The 17438-nt window shown below is 49.4% G+C and carries 14 protein-coding genes; all 14 read left to right on the top strand.

The window, feature by feature from the left end; all coding sequences use genetic code 11:
* The 14 genes from MD588_RS16630 (at nucleotide 1) to tldD (ending at nucleotide 17408) form a co-directional block, all read left to right on the top strand.
* Nucleotides 1-486: a type II secretion system protein gene (locus tag MD588_RS16630; protein ID WP_265698619.1), complete on the top strand. Its 486-nt coding sequence runs from the start codon at nucleotides 1-3 to the stop codon at nucleotides 484-486.
* Nucleotides 487-592: 106 nt separating this feature from the next.
* Nucleotides 593-1129 (top strand): prepilin-type N-terminal cleavage/methylation domain-containing protein, encoded by a 537-nt coding sequence (locus tag MD588_RS16635; protein ID WP_265698620.1) that lies wholly within the window; start codon nucleotides 593-595, stop codon nucleotides 1127-1129.
* A gap of 20 nt (nucleotides 1130-1149) precedes the next feature.
* Entirely contained in the window at nucleotides 1150-1755 is a 606-nt protein-coding gene (locus MD588_RS16640; protein WP_265698621.1) for a type IV pilus modification PilV family protein, read from the top strand.
* Nucleotides 1755-2534 (top strand): prepilin-type N-terminal cleavage/methylation domain-containing protein, encoded by a 780-nt coding sequence (locus MD588_RS16645; protein ID WP_265698623.1) that lies wholly within the window; start codon nucleotides 1755-1757, stop codon nucleotides 2532-2534. Before MD588_RS16640 ends, MD588_RS16645 begins: the two co-directional genes overlap by 1 nt.
* Nucleotides 2524-2952 (top strand): MSHA biogenesis protein MshP, encoded by a 429-nt coding sequence (locus tag MD588_RS16650; protein ID WP_265698624.1) that lies wholly within the window; start codon nucleotides 2524-2526, stop codon nucleotides 2950-2952. Before MD588_RS16645 ends, MD588_RS16650 begins: the two co-directional genes overlap by 11 nt.
* An 830-nt stretch (nucleotides 2953-3782) precedes the next feature.
* Entirely contained in the window at nucleotides 3783-6452 is a 2670-nt protein-coding gene (locus MD588_RS16655; protein ID WP_265698625.1) for a DUF6701 domain-containing protein, read from the top strand.
* A gap of 115 nt (nucleotides 6453-6567) precedes the next feature.
* Nucleotides 6568-7611: a rod shape-determining protein MreB gene (gene mreB, locus MD588_RS16660; RefSeq protein ID WP_075762409.1), complete on the top strand. Its 1044-nt coding sequence runs from the start codon at nucleotides 6568-6570 to the stop codon at nucleotides 7609-7611.
* Nucleotides 7612-7651: 40 nt separating this feature from the next.
* Entirely contained in the window at nucleotides 7652-8512 is an 861-nt protein-coding gene (gene mreC, locus MD588_RS16665) for a rod shape-determining protein MreC (protein ID WP_265698626.1), read from the top strand.
* Nucleotides 8502-8990 carry a rod shape-determining protein MreD gene (gene mreD / locus MD588_RS16670; RefSeq protein WP_265698627.1) on the top strand — a complete coding sequence of 163 codons (489 nt, stop codon included), beginning with the start codon at nucleotides 8502-8504 and terminating at the stop codon, nucleotides 8988-8990. Before mreC ends, mreD begins: the two co-directional genes overlap by 11 nt.
* 88 nt (nucleotides 8991-9078) lie before the next feature.
* Nucleotides 9079-9651: a Maf family protein gene (locus tag MD588_RS16675; protein WP_265698628.1), complete on the top strand. Its 573-nt coding sequence runs from the start codon at nucleotides 9079-9081 to the stop codon at nucleotides 9649-9651.
* Nucleotides 9652-9665: 14 nt separating this feature from the next.
* Complete coding sequence (gene rng / locus MD588_RS16680; RefSeq protein ID WP_265698629.1) at nucleotides 9666-11135, top strand: ribonuclease G; 1470 nt, start codon at nucleotides 9666-9668, stop codon at nucleotides 11133-11135.
* Between the two features lie 21 nt (nucleotides 11136-11156).
* Nucleotides 11157-15047 carry a YhdP family protein gene (locus tag MD588_RS16685; protein ID WP_265698631.1) on the top strand — a complete coding sequence of 1297 codons (3891 nt, stop codon included), beginning with the start codon at nucleotides 11157-11159 and terminating at the stop codon, nucleotides 15045-15047.
* A gap of 74 nt (nucleotides 15048-15121) precedes the next feature.
* On the top strand, nucleotides 15122-15940 hold the full coding sequence (locus MD588_RS16690; protein WP_265698632.1) for a carbon-nitrogen hydrolase family protein: 819 nt from the start codon (nucleotides 15122-15124) through the stop codon (nucleotides 15938-15940).
* Between the two features lie 22 nt (nucleotides 15941-15962).
* The gene (tldD, locus tag MD588_RS16695; RefSeq protein WP_265698633.1) at nucleotides 15963-17408 is read left to right on the top strand and encodes a metalloprotease TldD; all 1446 of its coding nucleotides are present in this window, start codon (nucleotides 15963-15965) and stop codon (nucleotides 17406-17408) included.
* Nucleotides 17409-17438 lie beyond the last annotated feature (30 nt).

Consider the following 17438-nt stretch of genomic DNA (forward strand, 5'->3'; position numbering starts at 1 on the left):
ATGAAACGTCAAGGCGGTTTTACGCTAATTGAATTAGTGGTTGTGATTGTTATTCTGGGGATTCTGGCGGTAACAGCAGCGCCACGCTTCCTGAACCTGCAGGATGATGCGCGTAATTCTGCGCTGCAGGGACTGAAAGGGGCAATCAGTGGTGCGGGTGGTATTACTTACGGTAAGGCTGCTGTTGAAGGTCAAGAAGGGGCAACTGGTGCAATAAGTGCATCTGGAAGTACTTTACCTCTTATTTATGGTTACCCTGATGCCACATCAGCAGCTTTAGCGTTGGTTGTTGATGGAATTAGTAATACTAATGAATGGCAAGCGTTTGATGCTGTAACAACTACAGGTTCAAAAAGTATTAAATATACTTTTGCTAATCAGACAATTCCAAACCCAATTGGTAACTTTAATTGTTATGTGCAGTACACTCAGGCAACAGCAACAGCTGGTGCGACTGTAACTGTGCCAGAAAATGCGTGTAAATAAGTAGAAATAGAGCTCTTCGGAGCTCTATTTAATAAAAGTGTGGCAATTACCACACTTTTATTAAATAGAATCCAACCATTCCTATCAATCTCATTCAGGGTGAATAATGCCCGGCGGTAAGCATAACCAGCGTGGTTTTACCTTAATCGAACTCATTGTGGTGATCATTCTTGTCGGGATCATCAGCGTGACGGCTGCTTCGCAGATGAGCGGGCGAAGTAGTTTTGATGCCTTTGTTACCCGTGATCAGGCAATTGCCATAGTCCGACAGATCCAGATTACCGCCATGCAGGCCACCGGCAGCCAAAGAGCCAACTTCCCGCTGAAAGTTATTTCCGGAACAGCTGACACTTCATCCTGTATGGGACTAATCACCGGTACGGCTTGCCCTGCTAGGGCTGTTGCTGATACTTCCAGCCGAATACTGCTGGGAGACACTAGCCGGGTACGATTTACGCTGTTAAATGCGTCAGCTAATACCCTGTATTTTGATTTGCTGGGAAGGCCCGTAAATAGTGCAGGAGAGCGTATTTGTGATGATGGTTGCCAAATAAACTTGCAATCGCGAGATAATAACACTCTCAGTATGTGTATAAACCGTGAAGGCTTTATTGATGAAGGGGGGTGTGAGTGGAGCAGTTAACAGCCCCAATGAAACGTTCTATGCAAAAAATATCTGTGCAAAAAGGCTTTACCCTGATTGAAGGCATTGTGGCTATCGTCATCATGGGAATTGCCATGGTGACCTTGACCAGTTTTCTGTTCCCGCAGGCCGAACGCTCAGCGATTCCGCATTATCAGGCTCGCTCTGCGGCAATAGGCCATGCCATGCTTAATGAAATACTCTCCCGCCAGTTTGACAGTGCTTCCGATCCCAATGGTGACAGCGTGGTGCGTTGCGGTGAAACGAACCCTCGAACGGAATTGGTAGTCGACTGTACTGTAGCCAATTCACTTGGTGGTGAAAGTAGGGAGGTTACTGGTGGCCTGTTAAATATCGCTTTAGCCGATGATGTCGATGATTTTATTGGTTGTTGGGGAACACAAGCGCAATGCAACAAGAGTGACTTTACAAGAGTTGGCGAGCTCACAGATTTTATTCCTGGCAGTGACTATCAAAATATCTGGGCGGAAGTAAATGTCTTCTATGATGACGGTTTTACCGGCACCGATGCCGAAGCGGTGACCAACCATAAACGTATTTCAGTCCATGTTCGTACTACCCGCTATGGCGACTATGAGTTTATTGCTTATAGGAGTAACTACTGATGCATGATGGTTATCGAACTCATCGTGGTTTTACTCTGCTGGAATTGATCATCGCCCTGGTTATCTTAGCGATTATCTCGCTCGGGATCGGTAGTTATCTGCGTTTAGGGGCTAGTGGTTACGTCAGTACTGTGGATCGCGAGCGTTTGCAGTCAGAGGCGCGTTTTGTTATCGAAAGGCTGAGCCGTGAAGTCCGCCATGCTGCGCCTAACAGTGTCAGAATCAATGATGGCTGCTTGTCTTTTTATCCGGTTTACCTTTCAGCCTTTTATTTTGATCAGCCTTCAAGTACCGCTAGCGAAATAGAGATTGTTCCAAGGCAAGATGAGCAAGCCTTGTGGGCTGCAAAGGATGAGGATGGAAAAGCCCAAATAGCCAATTCAGGGATTGCGGTCGGCTTTGCTTCTGCGGAGCAATACGGCGCAGTTCTAAAACCGACAGCAGTTAGTGCCACGATCTCAGGCGGAGTCGGGACATTAAGTTATACCAATCCTATCAATAGCCAGTCACCCGCCAAGCGACTGTACCTTTACGGTGAGCAGGTCTCTTTTTGTTTCGATGGTAACAGGTTGCTGACCCGCCAGGAAAACGATGGGGATGCAGTGATAATCAGCAATAAGCTGGATAGCTTTAAGGTAGAGGTAAGCGGAGCCGGGCTCAATAGTAATGGTGTGGTGCATATGGCACTGAAATTTGCAGATCCCCGTACCAGTCAAAATGGCCAGAAGGGGGAAACCTCCAATTACAACCACAGTGTGCAGGTGATCAATGTCCTATAGAAACTCTCGCTGCAAACAACGGGGCGGCGCACTGATCGTCTCTATTTTTGTCATTGTGGTGATGTCAGTGATGGCGGCAGCGATGATCCGTATCGACTGGTCAAGCCAGGATACAACGACCAAGGAAGTGTTGGGCACCCGGGCTTGGTTTCTTGCCCATTCCGGCAATGAAATGATGCTGAGTCAGCTATTCCCCGTCGGTGTAAGCGCGGCGGTTGCAACTGCCTGTGTAAATAACACTGCTTTTACGCCCGCTAAGAATTATAACTGTACGGCAACGGTCAGCTGTACGCCAAGCACGGTATCAAGAGCCGGCTCAACCATTGCAATGTTTTATCTAGAAAGCACCGCAACCTGTGGTTCGGGGAACCTGCAGGTATCAAGAACTCAGGAAACATGGGCAAAGGATATACAGTGAAAAGACTAATAATAATATCTAACCTAATCTTCCTATTATTTTCTTTTTCTACACTCGCAAAGAAACCAAATAGCTGTGACAACCTTAATTTTAGTTTTAATGTGATGTTCGACATTAGTAATTCAAAGCATATTGAAACAGTTTGGCTAAATCATAAACATGGAGGTTCCACTGCACTTTGGACGGACAATAATGATATAGCGAATAGGGTTTTTCTGGATGATAATATTCGTGAAGGTGCGAGCTATCGAATTTATTTGAAGTTTGAATCTTGGCATGATTTGAAAAAAAATGGCTTTAGAAAGAAAGGAAAGAATAAATCCGGCCTCCTTCATTATTTTCAGGAGGAAAATGGTAAGTGGATAAAAAAAGGTATCGCTGATGTCAATCTCCCCAACGGGACGACAAGTATCAGTTTGACAAGCAGCAATGTTTCAGGATTTCAGTGTCTTGGGGAAGATGAGCCTCCTACTAGACCTCAAGTTGATCTTGCAAATTATTGTGATTTATTTCCTGGCCCGGCTCAAACGTGGAAATTCAATCCTTCTGATTCATTATATATTGCGAATGGTGCATCCATTAATGGTACAAAAAATGTCGATGACCATAATTTTGTAGGATTCACTCATTTAAGTGGTCAGAATCTTGCTAATGGTTGTGATAATAATCAGTGTTATTCTGATGGTGAATTGTTAGTTGAGCCTGTAAGGCTTGGGGATTTTCCTGTATTACCACACACATCTTATCCCGTGGATGGTAATACAACCTTTACTGAGTCAATGCATGGGATTCTGGGGGCAGTTGTCGTCAACCGAGGGGCACAACTGACAATGAATTCTGGTACTTACTGGAATGATAGTATGAATATTCTGGGCAAGGTGATTGTTCCTAAGGGGCAAAAGGTGGTCATTCATACCAAAGCTCTTGCGCTAAGTCAGAATAGTGAGTTTACTCTTGAAGACGGAGCAAGTTTGGATGATTTACAAATATTTGTTCATGATAAAGATTTCACTTCACAATCAGTTATTCACCCTCGTGTTGATTTTAGCCAAGGTTCTACGTTTAAAGGCCTAGTCTACAGTGAGCGCCAAACAGAACTTAGTAATAATGTGAACTATTATGGTGCGATTACTGCGCTGTATATCAATATGCACAACAATTCAAAAATTCATGGTAATAGTGCCTGCTTTTCTCCCCCTGAGCAGAATTATGATATTTCGGTCTCGCCTACCGAAGATCTATCCCTTATTTGCGAACGTCAGCCTGTTGAATTTCAGGTGACTGATAATGATGGTGCTCCGGTTAGTGGTTATGAAGGACAGGTTATCGTTACGGCTAAGGATAATTTCCCGTCCAATAAAGCATTTTGGTATTTCAGTGAAACGGGTGTTGAAGCCGGTAAAAAGGATATCAGTCAAGAAAATACCTTTGAAGTTGATAGTAATGGCAAAGCTCAGCTGTGGCTTAAAAGTGATTATGTCGGGTCGATAGAAGTGACTGGCAAACTATCGACCGATAATACCAAGCAGGCGGTGGGGAATTATCAGTTTGTGCCATTTAAGTTGGAAATCCAGCAAGGTGAGCTGAAAACGGTCGCCGGTAAACCTCGTGATATCTCAATTGTTGCCAAGGCATGTTCCGATGATTCTGGAGATGAGTCAATTGCTGATGGCTATATCGGCAATAGAACCCTCAATTTATCAACGGAATATAGTCAGCCAGGGACGGGAAGCCAGAAGGTATGGCTCAAAGACAAGGATGGTAACTGGCAGTCTGAGGCGGGGGTTTTTGAATTTAAATCCGAGACTGACGCTGAGGGAGCTGAAATTACCCGGTCAACGTCAGAGTTGAAATATAGTGATGCTGGAAGAACCAAGTTAACGTTCTCTGATCCAAACTGTACCAAAGATAGCTGTGATATTGAGCCTATCGCCCGGCTGATGAAGGCCAAGGCAAGCTCTTCTGATGACTGGAATAAGCTGGAAGGGACTCAGGCGATAGCAACCCGCCCATATACTTTTGCCTTATGTAACTATGGGGCAACGTCAGTAGAAAATGCTTCTGGTACGTCGGAGGGCGGTAATAGCTTTGTTGCTGCCGGACAAACATTCCAGCTGAAAGCAAAACCGGTTGTTTGGACAGAAGGTGATAGTGGGAATAATGACATTGATAGCGGTCAAAATGCTACCGTCTCTGTTGATTCTTCGGGTATGTGTGGCCGCACTGAGACGCCAAACTTTTACGTTGACGGCGCGCCTGGTGCAACGGTGGCCCTGAGTATTCCCTCTGGTGACGGGGTTAAACCGCACTCGCCAGATAAAGAGGGCGCGGTGCCGGGAAGCTTAACTAGCTCGCCTTTATCAAATGAGCAAATCAAAAACACGCCATTTTCTGCCAGCTGGAGTGAAGTGGGTAGTGTTTGGTTACAAGCGAAAACCCAAGCTAAATACCTGGATATGGATATTAATATAGGTCAGCGCCCTGTCGGACGTTTCTATCCGGCCTATGTCGAAGTCCAGAACGGTAACTCTTTTGACTACCCGAAAGTGGATGCGGTGAATGCACAAACGGGTTTTGCCTATTTGGGGCAGGCGTTCAATGCGACATTCTCTGTGCTTCCCAAGTCCCAAACAGGGAACAAGGTGAGCAACTATGCCCTTTTCAACGAGAATTATCAGGTACAACTGGCGCTAGAGGCTATTGATGGCAGCAATAGCAGCTTTGGTAGCCGGCTATCACCAAAGGGAAGTTGGCGAGGCTGGTCGAGTACAACAACATCGATGGACTGGAAATTGGAAAGGCAAGGGTTCGGTTCTAATACTACAACGGTCGAGCCGCCATGGAATGCCGATAATAGCCAGTGGGGGCTCTATATTTCGCAAGGTGTTGATTCAACGACTATCCGTTCGGCGACACCGGAAGGTGGTACTGTTGTTGCCAATGTCGTGGTTAAGGGAAATCAGACTACCCAGGAGATGGCGCCGTTATCAGTAACCCCAGAGCTGCGCTATGGCCGTATGCGCCTGGAGGATGTGACCGTTCCGGTTACCCAGGATGCCGAGGTGCCGGTGATTGTGGAGTATTACCTAAACAGCAACGCCGAATTTGTCCTGAATGAGGATGACGACGCTAGCCTGTTTGGTAGCAACTACGGTTGTAGCCAATTGATTTTCCCTGATGCCATGAGATCGGTGTTGGCAAATACTCCGGCCTCGGAATCCATTAATGATGGCGAAGGGCGTCTGCTGGTTACTCAACCGCAGGGGGAGGGCGTGACAGAGGGTTACCGCGAGCAGATCCGTCTGGGTCAGCGTTTGTCTTCTGGAGTGCCTGCTTGTTCTTCAGGTTCGGCGGCAACCAGTAGCCAGCCCTGGTTGCAGTTTAATTGGGCCGGAGAAGGTGACACCGATCCGTCTGCCGTTGTTACCTTCGGAGTCTACCGCGGCAACGATCGCATCATCTATCGCGGCGAAAAGGGCATTAATACGATGCTCAATTAAATAAAATGCGGATCTGTGGCAGGTTTGACAAAGCTTACCTTGTCTCGATCCGTGCCCCTTGATACATTTAGCGCAATTTAACGAATTTGTAAGCTTGCAGGATTAGCCGAAGACTATGTTTAAAAAACTTCGTGGCATGTTTTCTAATGACCTGTCTATTGACCTGGGTACCGCCAATACCCTTATTTATGTCAAAGGACAGGGCATCGTTCTAGATGAACCATCAGTAGTTGCTATTCGTCAGGATCGCGCAGGTGCAACCAAGAGTGTTGCTGCCGTCGGTCATGACGCGAAACAAATGCTAGGTCGTACACCTGGAAATATCGCAGCTATCCGTCCAATGAAAGACGGTGTAATTGCAGACTTTTACGTGACGGAAAAAATGCTTCAGCATTTTATCAAGCAGGTGCATGACAACAGCATCCTGCGTCCGAGCCCACGAGTTCTGGTTGCTGTTCCTTGCGGCTCTACTCAGGTTGAGCGCCGTGCAATCCGTGAATCTGCACAAGGTGCGGGTGCCCGCGAAGTGTACCTGATTGACGAGCCAATGGCGGCTGCGATCGGTGCTGGTATGCCAGTATCTGAAGCAACTGGTTCAATGGTGATCGATATCGGTGGTGGTACTACCGAGGTTGCGGTTATCTCGCTGAACGGCGTAGTTTACTCGTCATCGGTACGTATTGGTGGTGACCGCTTTGATGAAGCTGTTATTAACTATGTGCGCCGTAACTACGGTAGCCTGATCGGTGAAGCCACTGCTGAACGTATCAAGCATGAAATCGGTTCGGCATACCCGGGCGACGAAGTGCGTGAAATTGAAGTTCGTGGTCGTAACCTGGCTGAAGGTGTGCCGCGTAGCTTTACCCTGAACTCGAATGAAATTCTAGAAGCACTGCAAGAGCCGCTAACCGGTATCGTATCGGCAGTCATGGTTGCACTAGAGCAGTGTCCGCCAGAACTAGCATCTGATATTTCAGAGCGCGGTATGGTACTGACCGGTGGTGGTGCGCTGCTGCGTGATCTTGATCGCCTGCTAACCGAAGAAACCGGTATTCCAGTGGTTGTTGCTGAAGACCCACTAACGTGTGTTGCGCGTGGTGGTGGTAAGGCGCTGGAAATGATCGATATGCACGGTGGCGATCTATTCAGCGAAGAATAATGCCATTTCTGGCAATTTAACAAACAGGTTATAGCGTTAGATGAAACCTATATTTGGCAGGGGCCCTTCTCTGCAGTTGCGCCTGTTTCTTGCCATATTACTGTCGGTTGGTCTAATGCTGGCCGACAGCCGCCTAGATGCCTTCGCCAATGTACGCTATCTGCTGAACTCAGCGATTTCGCCACTTCAATATGCTGCTAACTTGCCTCGCGATATGTTAGATGGTGTGTCAGGTCAGTTGAGCTCTCATCAGCGTTTGTTGGCAGAAAATAAAGCACTTAAGCGTGACTTATTGGTGAAGCAGAGTGATGTGCTGCTGCTGGACCAGTTGAAGCAGGAAAACCAGCGTTTACGAGAGTTGCTAGGCTCGCCGTTTGTCCGTGACGAGAAGAAGCTGATTGCGGAAGTCATGGCAGTGGACTCGGATCCCTACAGTCATCAGGTGATGATTGACAAGGGGCGGGTTGATGGCGTGTACGAAGGCCAGCCGGTGATCAACGAAAAGGGGATTGTCGGCCAGGTGTCCTATGTCGGGGCCCATAACAGTCGCGTATTGTTGCTGATCGATCCGACCCATGCGATTCCGGTCCAGGTGGTTCGTAATGATATCCGGGTGATTGCTTCTGGCAGTGGCCAGATCGACCAGATCCAGCTTGAGCATGTGCCAAGCAGCACCGACATTGAAGTCGGGGATCTGCTGGTAACATCTGGTCTTGGCGGCCGATTCCCGGAAGGGTATCCGATCGGGCATGTCACTGAGTTTTCGTTTGATAACAAGCGACCTTTTGCACAAATTAAAGCTCGGCCGACAGTCCAGTTTGATCGCTTGCGCTATCTGCTACTGGTGTGGCCGACACCACGGGAAACGCTGATGCTAGGGGAGGCCGATAGTGGCAACTAGTCGACCAAATGGCCGCTTGCTGATCTGGCTGTCTTTCATTGTCGCATTGATCCTGCAGGCGGCACCATGGCCTGGTGAGCTGGAGCTGTTCCGGCCGTCGTGGGTACTGCTGGTGGCTTTTTACTGGGTGCTGGCCTTGCCGCACCGGGTGAATGTGGGCACGGCACTTATACTGGGGCTGCTGTGGGACCTGATGCTGGGCTCAACCCTTGGTGTGCGCGGCCTGATGATGTCGGTGCTGTGTTATATCGTAGCCCTGAACTTCCAGGTGCTGCGTAATCTGTCGCTTTGGCAGCAGGCGATGCTGGTAGCTCTACTGACACTGGCCGGTAAGCTGGTAGAGTTCTGGGCGGAGTATCTGGTCTCCGTCATCACTTTTGAGCCGGAACGGTTGTGGGCAGTATTGCTAAACTTCCTGTTGTGGCCATGGCTGTTTTTACTGCTGCGACGGATGCGTCGTAAGTTCTCAATTCGTTAAATGATTTTTCAAATAAGGTCCGTTCGATGTTAGGTTGTTAAGATGACATTGAGTGGATCTTTTTGATCTTTAAGTAAATGGTACCATCATGCCTGCACTGCAACTTTATCTGGCCTCTGGCTCCCCCCGCCGAAAAGAGTTACTGGCCCAGCTGGGATATACTTTTGAACGGGTCGTGGTAGACGTCGAGGAGTGTCATCAACCGGGTGAGACCTCAGCCGAATATGTTCAGCGCCTATCGCAGGACAAGGCACTGGCCGGAGTAAAAGAAACCGGTGGCCAGATCCCGGTATTGGGCTCGGATACTATTGTTGTAGTAGATGATGAAATTTTAGAAAAACCTGAAGACTTTGCGGATGCCAAGCGTATGCTGGAATTGCTTTCCGGCCGAGAGCACCAGGTGATGACCGCTGTTACCCTGGCGACCGCAACCCGCAGAGAAACCTGTCTGGTAACAACGAATGTTTGGTTCAAGACTTTGTCTGAAAAAGAAATAGAATCATATTGGCAAAGTGGCGAGCCGCAGGATAAAGCAGGCAGTTATGGTATTCAGGGGATAGGCGGCAAGTTTATCGAGCGTATCGATGGCAGTTATTACGCTGTGGTGGGGTTACCTTTATTGGAAACTGACATCATGGTTCAAGACTTTTTAAGTTTATAAATTTAGAGGCAACCATGAGCACAGAGCTGCTAATTAATGTGACGCCAAGTGAAACACGCGTTGCAATGATTGAAGGAGGGAACCTTCAGGAAGTACATATAGAAAGAGAATCAAAACGCGGTATTGTCGGTAACATCTACAAGGGCCGTGTAAGCCGGGTGCTACCGGGTATGCAGGCTGCGTTTGTTGATATCGGTTTGGAAAAGGCCGCATTTCTTCATGCGTCCGATATTGTGCCACACACAGAGTGTGTTGCTGAAAATGAAAAGCAGCAATTCCAGGTACGCGATATTTCTGAATTAGTGCGTCAGGGACAAGATTTGGTCGTGCAGGTCGTTAAAGACCCGTTGGGTACGAAAGGTGCCCGTCTGACTACCGATGTCACGCTGCCGTCGCGCTATTTGGTATTTATGCCGGGCGCAGGCCATGTCGGTGTGTCTCAGCGTATCGAGAGCGAAAACGAGCGTGAGCGCCTGAAGAAGGTCGTAAACAAATATTGTGATGATCTCGGTGGCTTTATTATCCGTACCGCTGCGGAAGGGGCGACAGCGGAAGAACTGGCCCAAGATGCTGCATTCCTTAAGCATTTGTGGCGCAAAGTATTGGAGCGCCGTGCCAAACACAAACCAAAATCAATGCTGTACGGTGAACTGGGGCTGGCACAGCGTATCTTGCGTGACTTTGTCGGTACGGAGCTGGATTGTATCCAGGTCGACTCTCGCCTTGGTTTTGAAAAACTGAAAGAGTTTACCGATGAATTTGTGCCGGAAACGAGTGAGAAAATTGAGTATTACGCCGGTGAGCAACCTATCTTTGATTTATACGATACCGAAGCTGAAATTCAGCGCTCGCTGGATCGTAAGGTCGAGCTGAAATCCGGTGGTTACCTGATCATTGATCAGACCGAAGCCATGACAACGGTCGATATCAATACCGGTGCGTTTGTGGGGCGTCGCAACCTAGAAGAAACGATCTTTAATACCAATATTGAAGCGACCAAAGCGATCGCTCGTCAGCTTCGACTGCGAAACTTGGGTGGGATCATCATTATCGACTTTATCGATATGGCCCTTGAAGATCACCAGCGCCGGGTTTTGCAGGCGTTAGAGCAGGCTCTGTCCTACGACCGGGTTAAAACCAATATCAACGGCTTTACCCAGCTTGGCCTGGTCGAGATGACCCGTAAGCGAACGCGTGAAAGTATTGAGCATGTGCTTTGCGGTACCTGCCCGACCTGCGAAGGCCGAGGTACGGTAAAAACCGTAGAAAGTGTGTGCTATGAGATCCTGCGTGAAATTACACGAGTGAACCGCGCCTACGACGCCGATCGCTTCGTGGTGTATGTCTCTCCTGCGGTAGCAGAAGCTCTGGCCGGTGATGAATATCATGCCCTGGCTGAGCTCGAAGTATTTATTGGCAAGCAGGTGAAAATTAAAGCCGAGCCATTATATATTCAAGAACAATTTGACGTAGTAATGATGTAATTACTAATGCGAGGCTATTGAGTGACAACAGTTCCAGTTCGTCTGGCGCGTGGATTAATGTGGCTGGTGCTGACGACGTTGGTGCTGGCCGCTATTGCTATTAGTGGTCTGCGTTTTTTCCTTCCCCAGCTAAACGAATACCGCGAACCAATTCGCCAGTGGGCATCTGAACAGGCCGAAATGCGCCTTGAGATCGCCCATGTTGAAGGCTACTGGCGTAACCTTGGACCCTCCCTGTTGCTACAGGGGGTGGAGGTGGCTGCAACCGATGACCCGGCTTCTATTGTTCGAGTCGGTGATGTCGAAATGCAGTTTGATATGCTGCTATCGGTTTTCGAGATGCGGCCAGTATTTAAAGATATTCGTATCGATCAGCTTAGCCTCGATTTGACCCGTCTTCCCGGCTCTATCTTCAGTCAGGCTTCTCCGCCACAGACAACCAAGAGTAATGGCCAGGCATCCACCGTAGCTCGGTTGGAGCAGCTGATCTTCGTACAGCTGGGTCAGTTTTCATTACGTAATTCTGATATCACAGTGCTATCCCCTGCCGGGCACAAGCAGCGTATCGATATTAGCGAGCTGAAATGGGATGGAACCGGTGGTCAGCACCTAGCCGAAGGGGTGATCAGTGTCGCTGATACCCACTTTAGCCAGATGCGAGTGATTGCTAACTTATCAGCTAATCGGTCTTTGCCTGAGTTGTCGGGCAATATCTATGTTCAGACTCAAAACTTATCGGTGACGCCTTGGCTTAACAAGAAAATGCTCGGTGGTGCCGATGTGACTGGCAGTAACATCAATGCCGAAGTCTGGTTAAACCTGAAAAAAGGTGAAGTAGTACATAGTCTGGCCAGGCTGGATGATAGCTACCTGCGCTGGCGAGAAGGAGAAGAAAAACATGAGTTCCGGATCCGTCAGGGGTTGGTGGGGCTGACTCCGCAATCGTTGCCTGAGGGTAAAATAGGTTGGCGAATCGACAGCGATCAGATGCTACTGCAAACCGATAAAGTGATGTGGCCGGCGTTTGATCTTGCGGCACAATGGCAGCCAGAACGCTGGCAAGTCGCGTTAAGCAGCCTGCCTCTGGATCGGCTGATGCCCTTCGTTAGCTTCCTGCCCCAAGACAATCCTGCAACGGAGATACTCTATGCATTGCGCCCCTCTGGCCAGCTGCAAGATATCCGAATAGCGGCCGATGGCGATCAGGCTCCGCGCTTCTCCGTCAATATGAAGCAGTTTGGTATAAAGCAATGGGAGCTGTTACCAGGGGTTAGTAAGCTCGATGCTAGAATCAGCGGCAACTTGCAGGCCGGTAAAGCGGTATTGGATCTTAAAGACGATACTCTGCCGTATGGCGAGGTGTTTCAGGCCCCATTAAATATCACTGATGGCGAAGTAACTGCTTACTGGCAAGTTGGTGACGATGGCTGGCGACTGTGGAGCGATCAGCTGGCAGTTAAGACGCCGCATCTGAAGGCGGATGGACAGTTCCGGTTGGACTTTCCTGCTAACTCGCCGGCATGGCTGTCATTTTATGGCGAGGCCTCGGTGAGCAATGCGGGGGAAACATGGCGTTATCTGCCGACATTGGCCCTGGGGCGCGACCTGACCGACTACCTGTCGACGGCGATACGTGGCGGTAAGGCTGATGGTGCTCAGTTGTTATGGTACGGCGAGCTGGCCGATTTCCCTTATCATAAAAACGACGGTGTTTTTCAGGTTGATGTTCCGCTCAAGGATGGACGTTTCAGCTTTGATACCGCATGGCCAGAGTTGACTGACTTGGCATTGGATCTGCGGTTTGAAAATGATTTTATGTACCTCGATGGCAGCCACGCTAAAACTCTGGGAGCAACTGCCTCCCGGGTAACCGGCGCAGCAGAGCTTAGCGAAAAAGGTCACCTAAAGTTAGCGCTAGAGGTTGGTGCTGAAGGTCCGCAGATCCGCGATTATATGCTGGCGACACCGCTGGTTGATTCGGTAGGGGCAGCATTAACCACCGTTCAGATCAGCGGTCCGGTAACTTCACGTTTCAAGCTCGATATTCCTTTTGACGGCAGTGAGGTACGTGCCTGGGGCTCGGCGCAGCTGGATCAGAATCTGCTTACCATTGAGACGCCCCCTATTCAGCTTGAACAGGTCGGCGGTAGTCTAAGCTTCGACAATGATGTGATTAAGGCAGAAAACATTCAGGGTATGCTGTTGGCTCAACCTGTGACTTTTGGTTTCGCAGGCAATAGTGTTGAAGCCGGTTATCAGGTTGGGATTGAGCTTGCCGGTGACTGGCAGGTGGCGAAATTACAGCAACAGCTTCAGGACCCTTTGCTGGCACATGTTTCTGGCCATAGCCCGTGGCAGGCCCAGGTAGGGGTGAACCTACATGATACCGGCTTCGACTATGATGTCGATTTGCAGGCACCTTTGGCAGCGGTCAACAGCCAGCTGCCTTACCCGTTAAGCATTTCTGCCGGAACAGAGCAGCGGGTGGCGGTGACGGCAGCAGGTAATGCCGAGTCTCTGACCGGTACGATAATGGTGCCGGATGCCCAGTATCAGGCTGTGATCAATCTTGTGCCTGAGCGGCTGAAAATCGAAGCCAGCGAACTGCTTGTCGGCCAGGGAAAGCTACACACCCTGTCATCGGGCAGCCATAGCCTGAACATCAATAGCGAGCAGCTCGATGCGGACCACTGGCTAGAGCTTGCAGGCGAAATTAATGACAAAGCCACACAAACGGCACAAGCTGGGCAGCCTACGGTAATGCCGGAGCTACCGCTGCCGACCCGAGTCAATAGCCGGATCAAGAAGCTGAAGCTGGCGACGTTGAACTGGAATGAGGTCGATCTGGCTGTACGCAAGAAGCCTGCAGGCTGGCATATGATACTGGGAAGCCGCGAGATGACCGGCGAGGCCTTCTGGCCTGACGGGGCTCCATTGAGGATCACGCTGGATAAAATGCACTTGAATTTGCCGGGATTGGATATTGATAGCGAAAAGCCAAAACCGCGTAAGAAATACATTCCACAGAGTGATATTCCGGCGGCGACAGAGTTTGACCGCTCTATGATGGCGAATATGCCTGAAATGGATTTGCTGCTGCAAGATGCCTGGTTACAGGGATATCGTCTTGGCAAGGTAACCGGCAAATTACGGCGTGAAGGCTCGATGCTGGAGCTGCAGAACCTCTTGATTGATTCTGGCTCGACGTCGCTGAACCTGGATGGTCATTGGACTTTGGACGATGATCATAATGAAACCCAAATCGCCTTTGATATAGAAGGCGAAAATAGCTCCGACTTGATGGGACGCTTTGGTGTTTCGGGAGGGATTCAAGGGGCGAAATTTAGTAGCTATGCTTCTATTCAGTGGCAGGGCTCTCCTTGGATGATGCACCGGGAAACCTTGACTGGCGAAGTGAAAACCGAAACCGGTAAGGGCGTGATCAGTGATGTCGGCGGTGCGGGTCGCTTACTCGGGTTATTTAGTATCGATTCGATTGTGCGCAAAATGCAGCTCGATTTCTCTGGTATTTTTGACGACGGCCTGGCGTTTAACTACATCAAAGGCTCCGGAACCATTGAAAACGGCCTGTTTGAGAGCAATGACGTTAAGATGCAGGCTCTTGCTGGTGATATGTTTATTACCGGAAGTGCTAACCTTGTAAGTGAAACGGTTGATGCCAGGGTGAAATTCATTCCTGATTTCACATCCGGTATACCGGTCCTGACTGCATTTGCCGTGGCACCGCAAACTGCAATCTTTGTGTTTGCGATATCAACGGCGTTGTCACCGGTTGTGGATGTATTCACCCAGATCAATTATGTGGTGAAGGGGCCAATCGATTCTCCTTCGGTAACCGAGCAGTCGCGCTTCACCGGTGAATATACGTTACCCGAAAAGCTCAACGAGTAAGACTAATTAGTATAAGAACAAGGCTACTTTAGATAGCCATGGAATAGCGCAAAGCCGGATAAAGGATGTGAGTTATGGCAAAAGTAGGCATTGTACAGATGAACTCAGGGCCCGATCCTGATGCGAATCTTAAAAAGTTGAAGAAGAAACTCAAAGGCTTGCAGCTGCAAGGGGCAAAGTTGGTTGTAACACCGGAAAACTGCCTGGTGTTTGGGGCCCGCTCGGATTATCAGCGTCATGCTGAGCCGCTGGGAAATGGCCCTTTGCAAACGGAGTTATCGACGCTTACCCGGCAGCTGGGCATTTGGTTGCTTGTCGGTTCGATGCCCATTCGCCAACCTGACGGGGCGATAACCACCACTGCACTGTTGTTTGATGACAAAGGGAAATGCCAGGCACATTACGATAAATTGCATATGTTTGATGTTGAAGTTGAAGATCAGCATCATAGCTACCGTGAATCTGACACGTTCCGGCCGGGTGGTGAAGTCAAAGTCGTGCCAACACCATTTGGCAACATCGGATTATCAATCTGTTATGATATTCGCTTCCCGCAATTATATGCCGCACTGAGAGAGCAAGGTGCTGATATTATTGTGATACCGGCAGCCTTTACCAAAGTAACCGGCAAGGCACACTGGGACGTATTATTAAGAGCCCGTGCGGTGGAGACACAGTGCTGGATTGTTGCTGCAGCCCAGTGGGGCGAGCATAACGAAGGCCGGGAAACCTGGGGGCACTCAATGATTATTGACCCTTGGGGGCAGGTGGTTGTCTGCCAGGAGCAGGGAACCGGGGTGCTAACGGCCGATCTGGATTTAAATTTAAGCCAGACGATAAGAACAAATATGCCACTGGTGAAACACGCCCGACTTGGTGTGCACCAGCGATAGATATCTTACAAGAGCAAAGTGAATGACTCTGGAAACTGTAGAAAATACCATGCTGGCCCAGTCTGGGCTGGGCCGTGATGAATTAAGTCAAATCCTGGGGCTGATTGCCACGCGGGATGTCGACTATGCCGATATTTATTTTCAGTCCTGCTGGCATGAATCGCTAGTACTGGAAGATAGTATTATTAAAGATGGTTCGTTCAACATTGACCGAGGCGTGGGAGTTCGGGCGGTTGCTGGAGAGAAAACCGGTTTTGCCTATTCTGATCAGATCAACCAGCTTGCGCTAACCCAGAGTGCCAAGGCGGCTCGTGGTATCGTTCGCGGCGGCGGTAACGGCAAAGTACAGGCCTTTAGTCCGGTGACGGCTTCAGGGATCTATGCCCCGGTTGACCCATTGGGCAGCTTTGACAAGCACCAGAAAATTGCTCTGCTTGAAGAGATCGATCGGTATATCCGTACCAAAGAGCCGTTGGTGACAGAAGTTTCTGTCAGTATTAACGGTGTTTATGAGCAAGTGCTCGTTGCTGCGTTGGACGGCACCTATGCGGCCGATATCCGTCCGCTGGTACGTTTGTCTATTAGTGTATTGATCGAGAAAGGCGATAAGCGTGAGCACGGCAGTGCCGGTGGCGGTGGTCGTTATGGCTACGAGTATTTTCTTACTGAAGAAAATGGCAAGTCTATTGCACTGAATTATGCCGATGAGGCGATCCGCCAGGCTTTGGTCAATATTGACGCCGATGCTGCCCCGGCAGGGACAATGCCGGTTGTTCTGGGGGCTGGTTGGCCGGGCGTGCTATTGCATGAAGCCGTGGGACACGGTCTGGAAGGAGACTTCAACCGTAAAGGCTCGTCGATGTTTGCTGGTCATATGGGTGAGCAGGTGACATCTCCTCTGTGTACGATTGTCGATGATGGCACGCTGGTCAACCGTCGTGGCTCGATCAATATCGATGATGAGGGGACACCGGGTCAGTACAATGTTCTGGTCGAAGGCGGCAAACTTAAAGGCTACATGCAAGATAAGCTGAATGCGCGTTTGATGGGCGTCAATCCTACAGGTAACGGCCGACGTGAATCCTATGCGCATCTGCCGATGCCACGTATGACCAATACCTACATGCTGCCGGGCGAGCATACGCCGGAAGAGATCATTTCCAGCGTGAAGCAGGGGATCTATGCCCCTAACTTTGGCGGTGGTCAGGTTGATATTACGTCTGGTAAGTTTGTATTCTCAGCTTCCGAGGCCTACCTGATTGAGAATGGTAAGATCACTCGTCCAATAAAGGGCGCAACCCTGATCGGTAGCGGTATTGAAGCGATGCAGCAGGTCTCGATGGTGGGTAACGATCTTGATATCGACCGTGGTGTGGGTGTGTGTGGCAAGGCCGGACAGAGTGTACCTGTCGGTGTTGGTCAGCCTACCCTGAAAATTGACTTGATGACGGTGGGTGGTACGCAGTAACCACGTACTTAGTTTGAGAAGTCTCTATTT

It is taken from the genome of Photobacterium obscurum (genome assembly GCF_026191635.1).
GTDB classification, from domain to species: domain Bacteria; phylum Pseudomonadota; class Gammaproteobacteria; order Enterobacterales; family Vibrionaceae; genus Photobacterium; species Photobacterium obscurum.

What these genes read in the sequence shown, in the direction of transcription:
- MD588_RS16630 (WP_265698619.1), top strand. Translation starts at nt 1, where the DNA reads ATGAAACGTCAAGGCGGTTTTACGCTAATTGAATTAGTGGTTGTGATT.
- MD588_RS16635 (WP_265698620.1), top strand. Translation starts at nt 593, where the DNA reads ATGCCCGGCGGTAAGCATAACCAGCGTGGTTTTACCTTAATCGAACTC.
- MD588_RS16640 (WP_265698621.1), top strand. Translation starts at nt 1,150, where the DNA reads ATGCAAAAAATATCTGTGCAAAAAGGCTTTACCCTGATTGAAGGCATT.
- MD588_RS16645 (WP_265698623.1), top strand. Translation starts at nt 1,755, where the DNA reads ATGCATGATGGTTATCGAACTCATCGTGGTTTTACTCTGCTGGAATTG.
- MD588_RS16650 (WP_265698624.1), top strand. Translation starts at nt 2,524, where the DNA reads ATGTCCTATAGAAACTCTCGCTGCAAACAACGGGGCGGCGCACTGATC.
- MD588_RS16655 (WP_265698625.1), top strand. Translation starts at nt 3,783, where the DNA reads ATGAATTCTGGTACTTACTGGAATGATAGTATGAATATTCTGGGCAAG.
- mreB (WP_075762409.1), top strand. Translation starts at nt 6,568, where the DNA reads ATGTTTAAAAAACTTCGTGGCATGTTTTCTAATGACCTGTCTATTGAC.
- mreC (WP_265698626.1), top strand. Translation starts at nt 7,652, where the DNA reads ATGAAACCTATATTTGGCAGGGGCCCTTCTCTGCAGTTGCGCCTGTTT.
- MD588_RS16675 (WP_265698628.1), top strand. Translation starts at nt 9,079, where the DNA reads ATGCCTGCACTGCAACTTTATCTGGCCTCTGGCTCCCCCCGCCGAAAA.
- rng (WP_265698629.1), top strand. Translation starts at nt 9,666, where the DNA reads ATGAGCACAGAGCTGCTAATTAATGTGACGCCAAGTGAAACACGCGTT.
- MD588_RS16690 (WP_265698632.1), top strand. Translation starts at nt 15,122, where the DNA reads ATGGCAAAAGTAGGCATTGTACAGATGAACTCAGGGCCCGATCCTGAT.
- tldD (WP_265698633.1), top strand. Translation starts at nt 15,963, where the DNA reads ATGACTCTGGAAACTGTAGAAAATACCATGCTGGCCCAGTCTGGGCTG.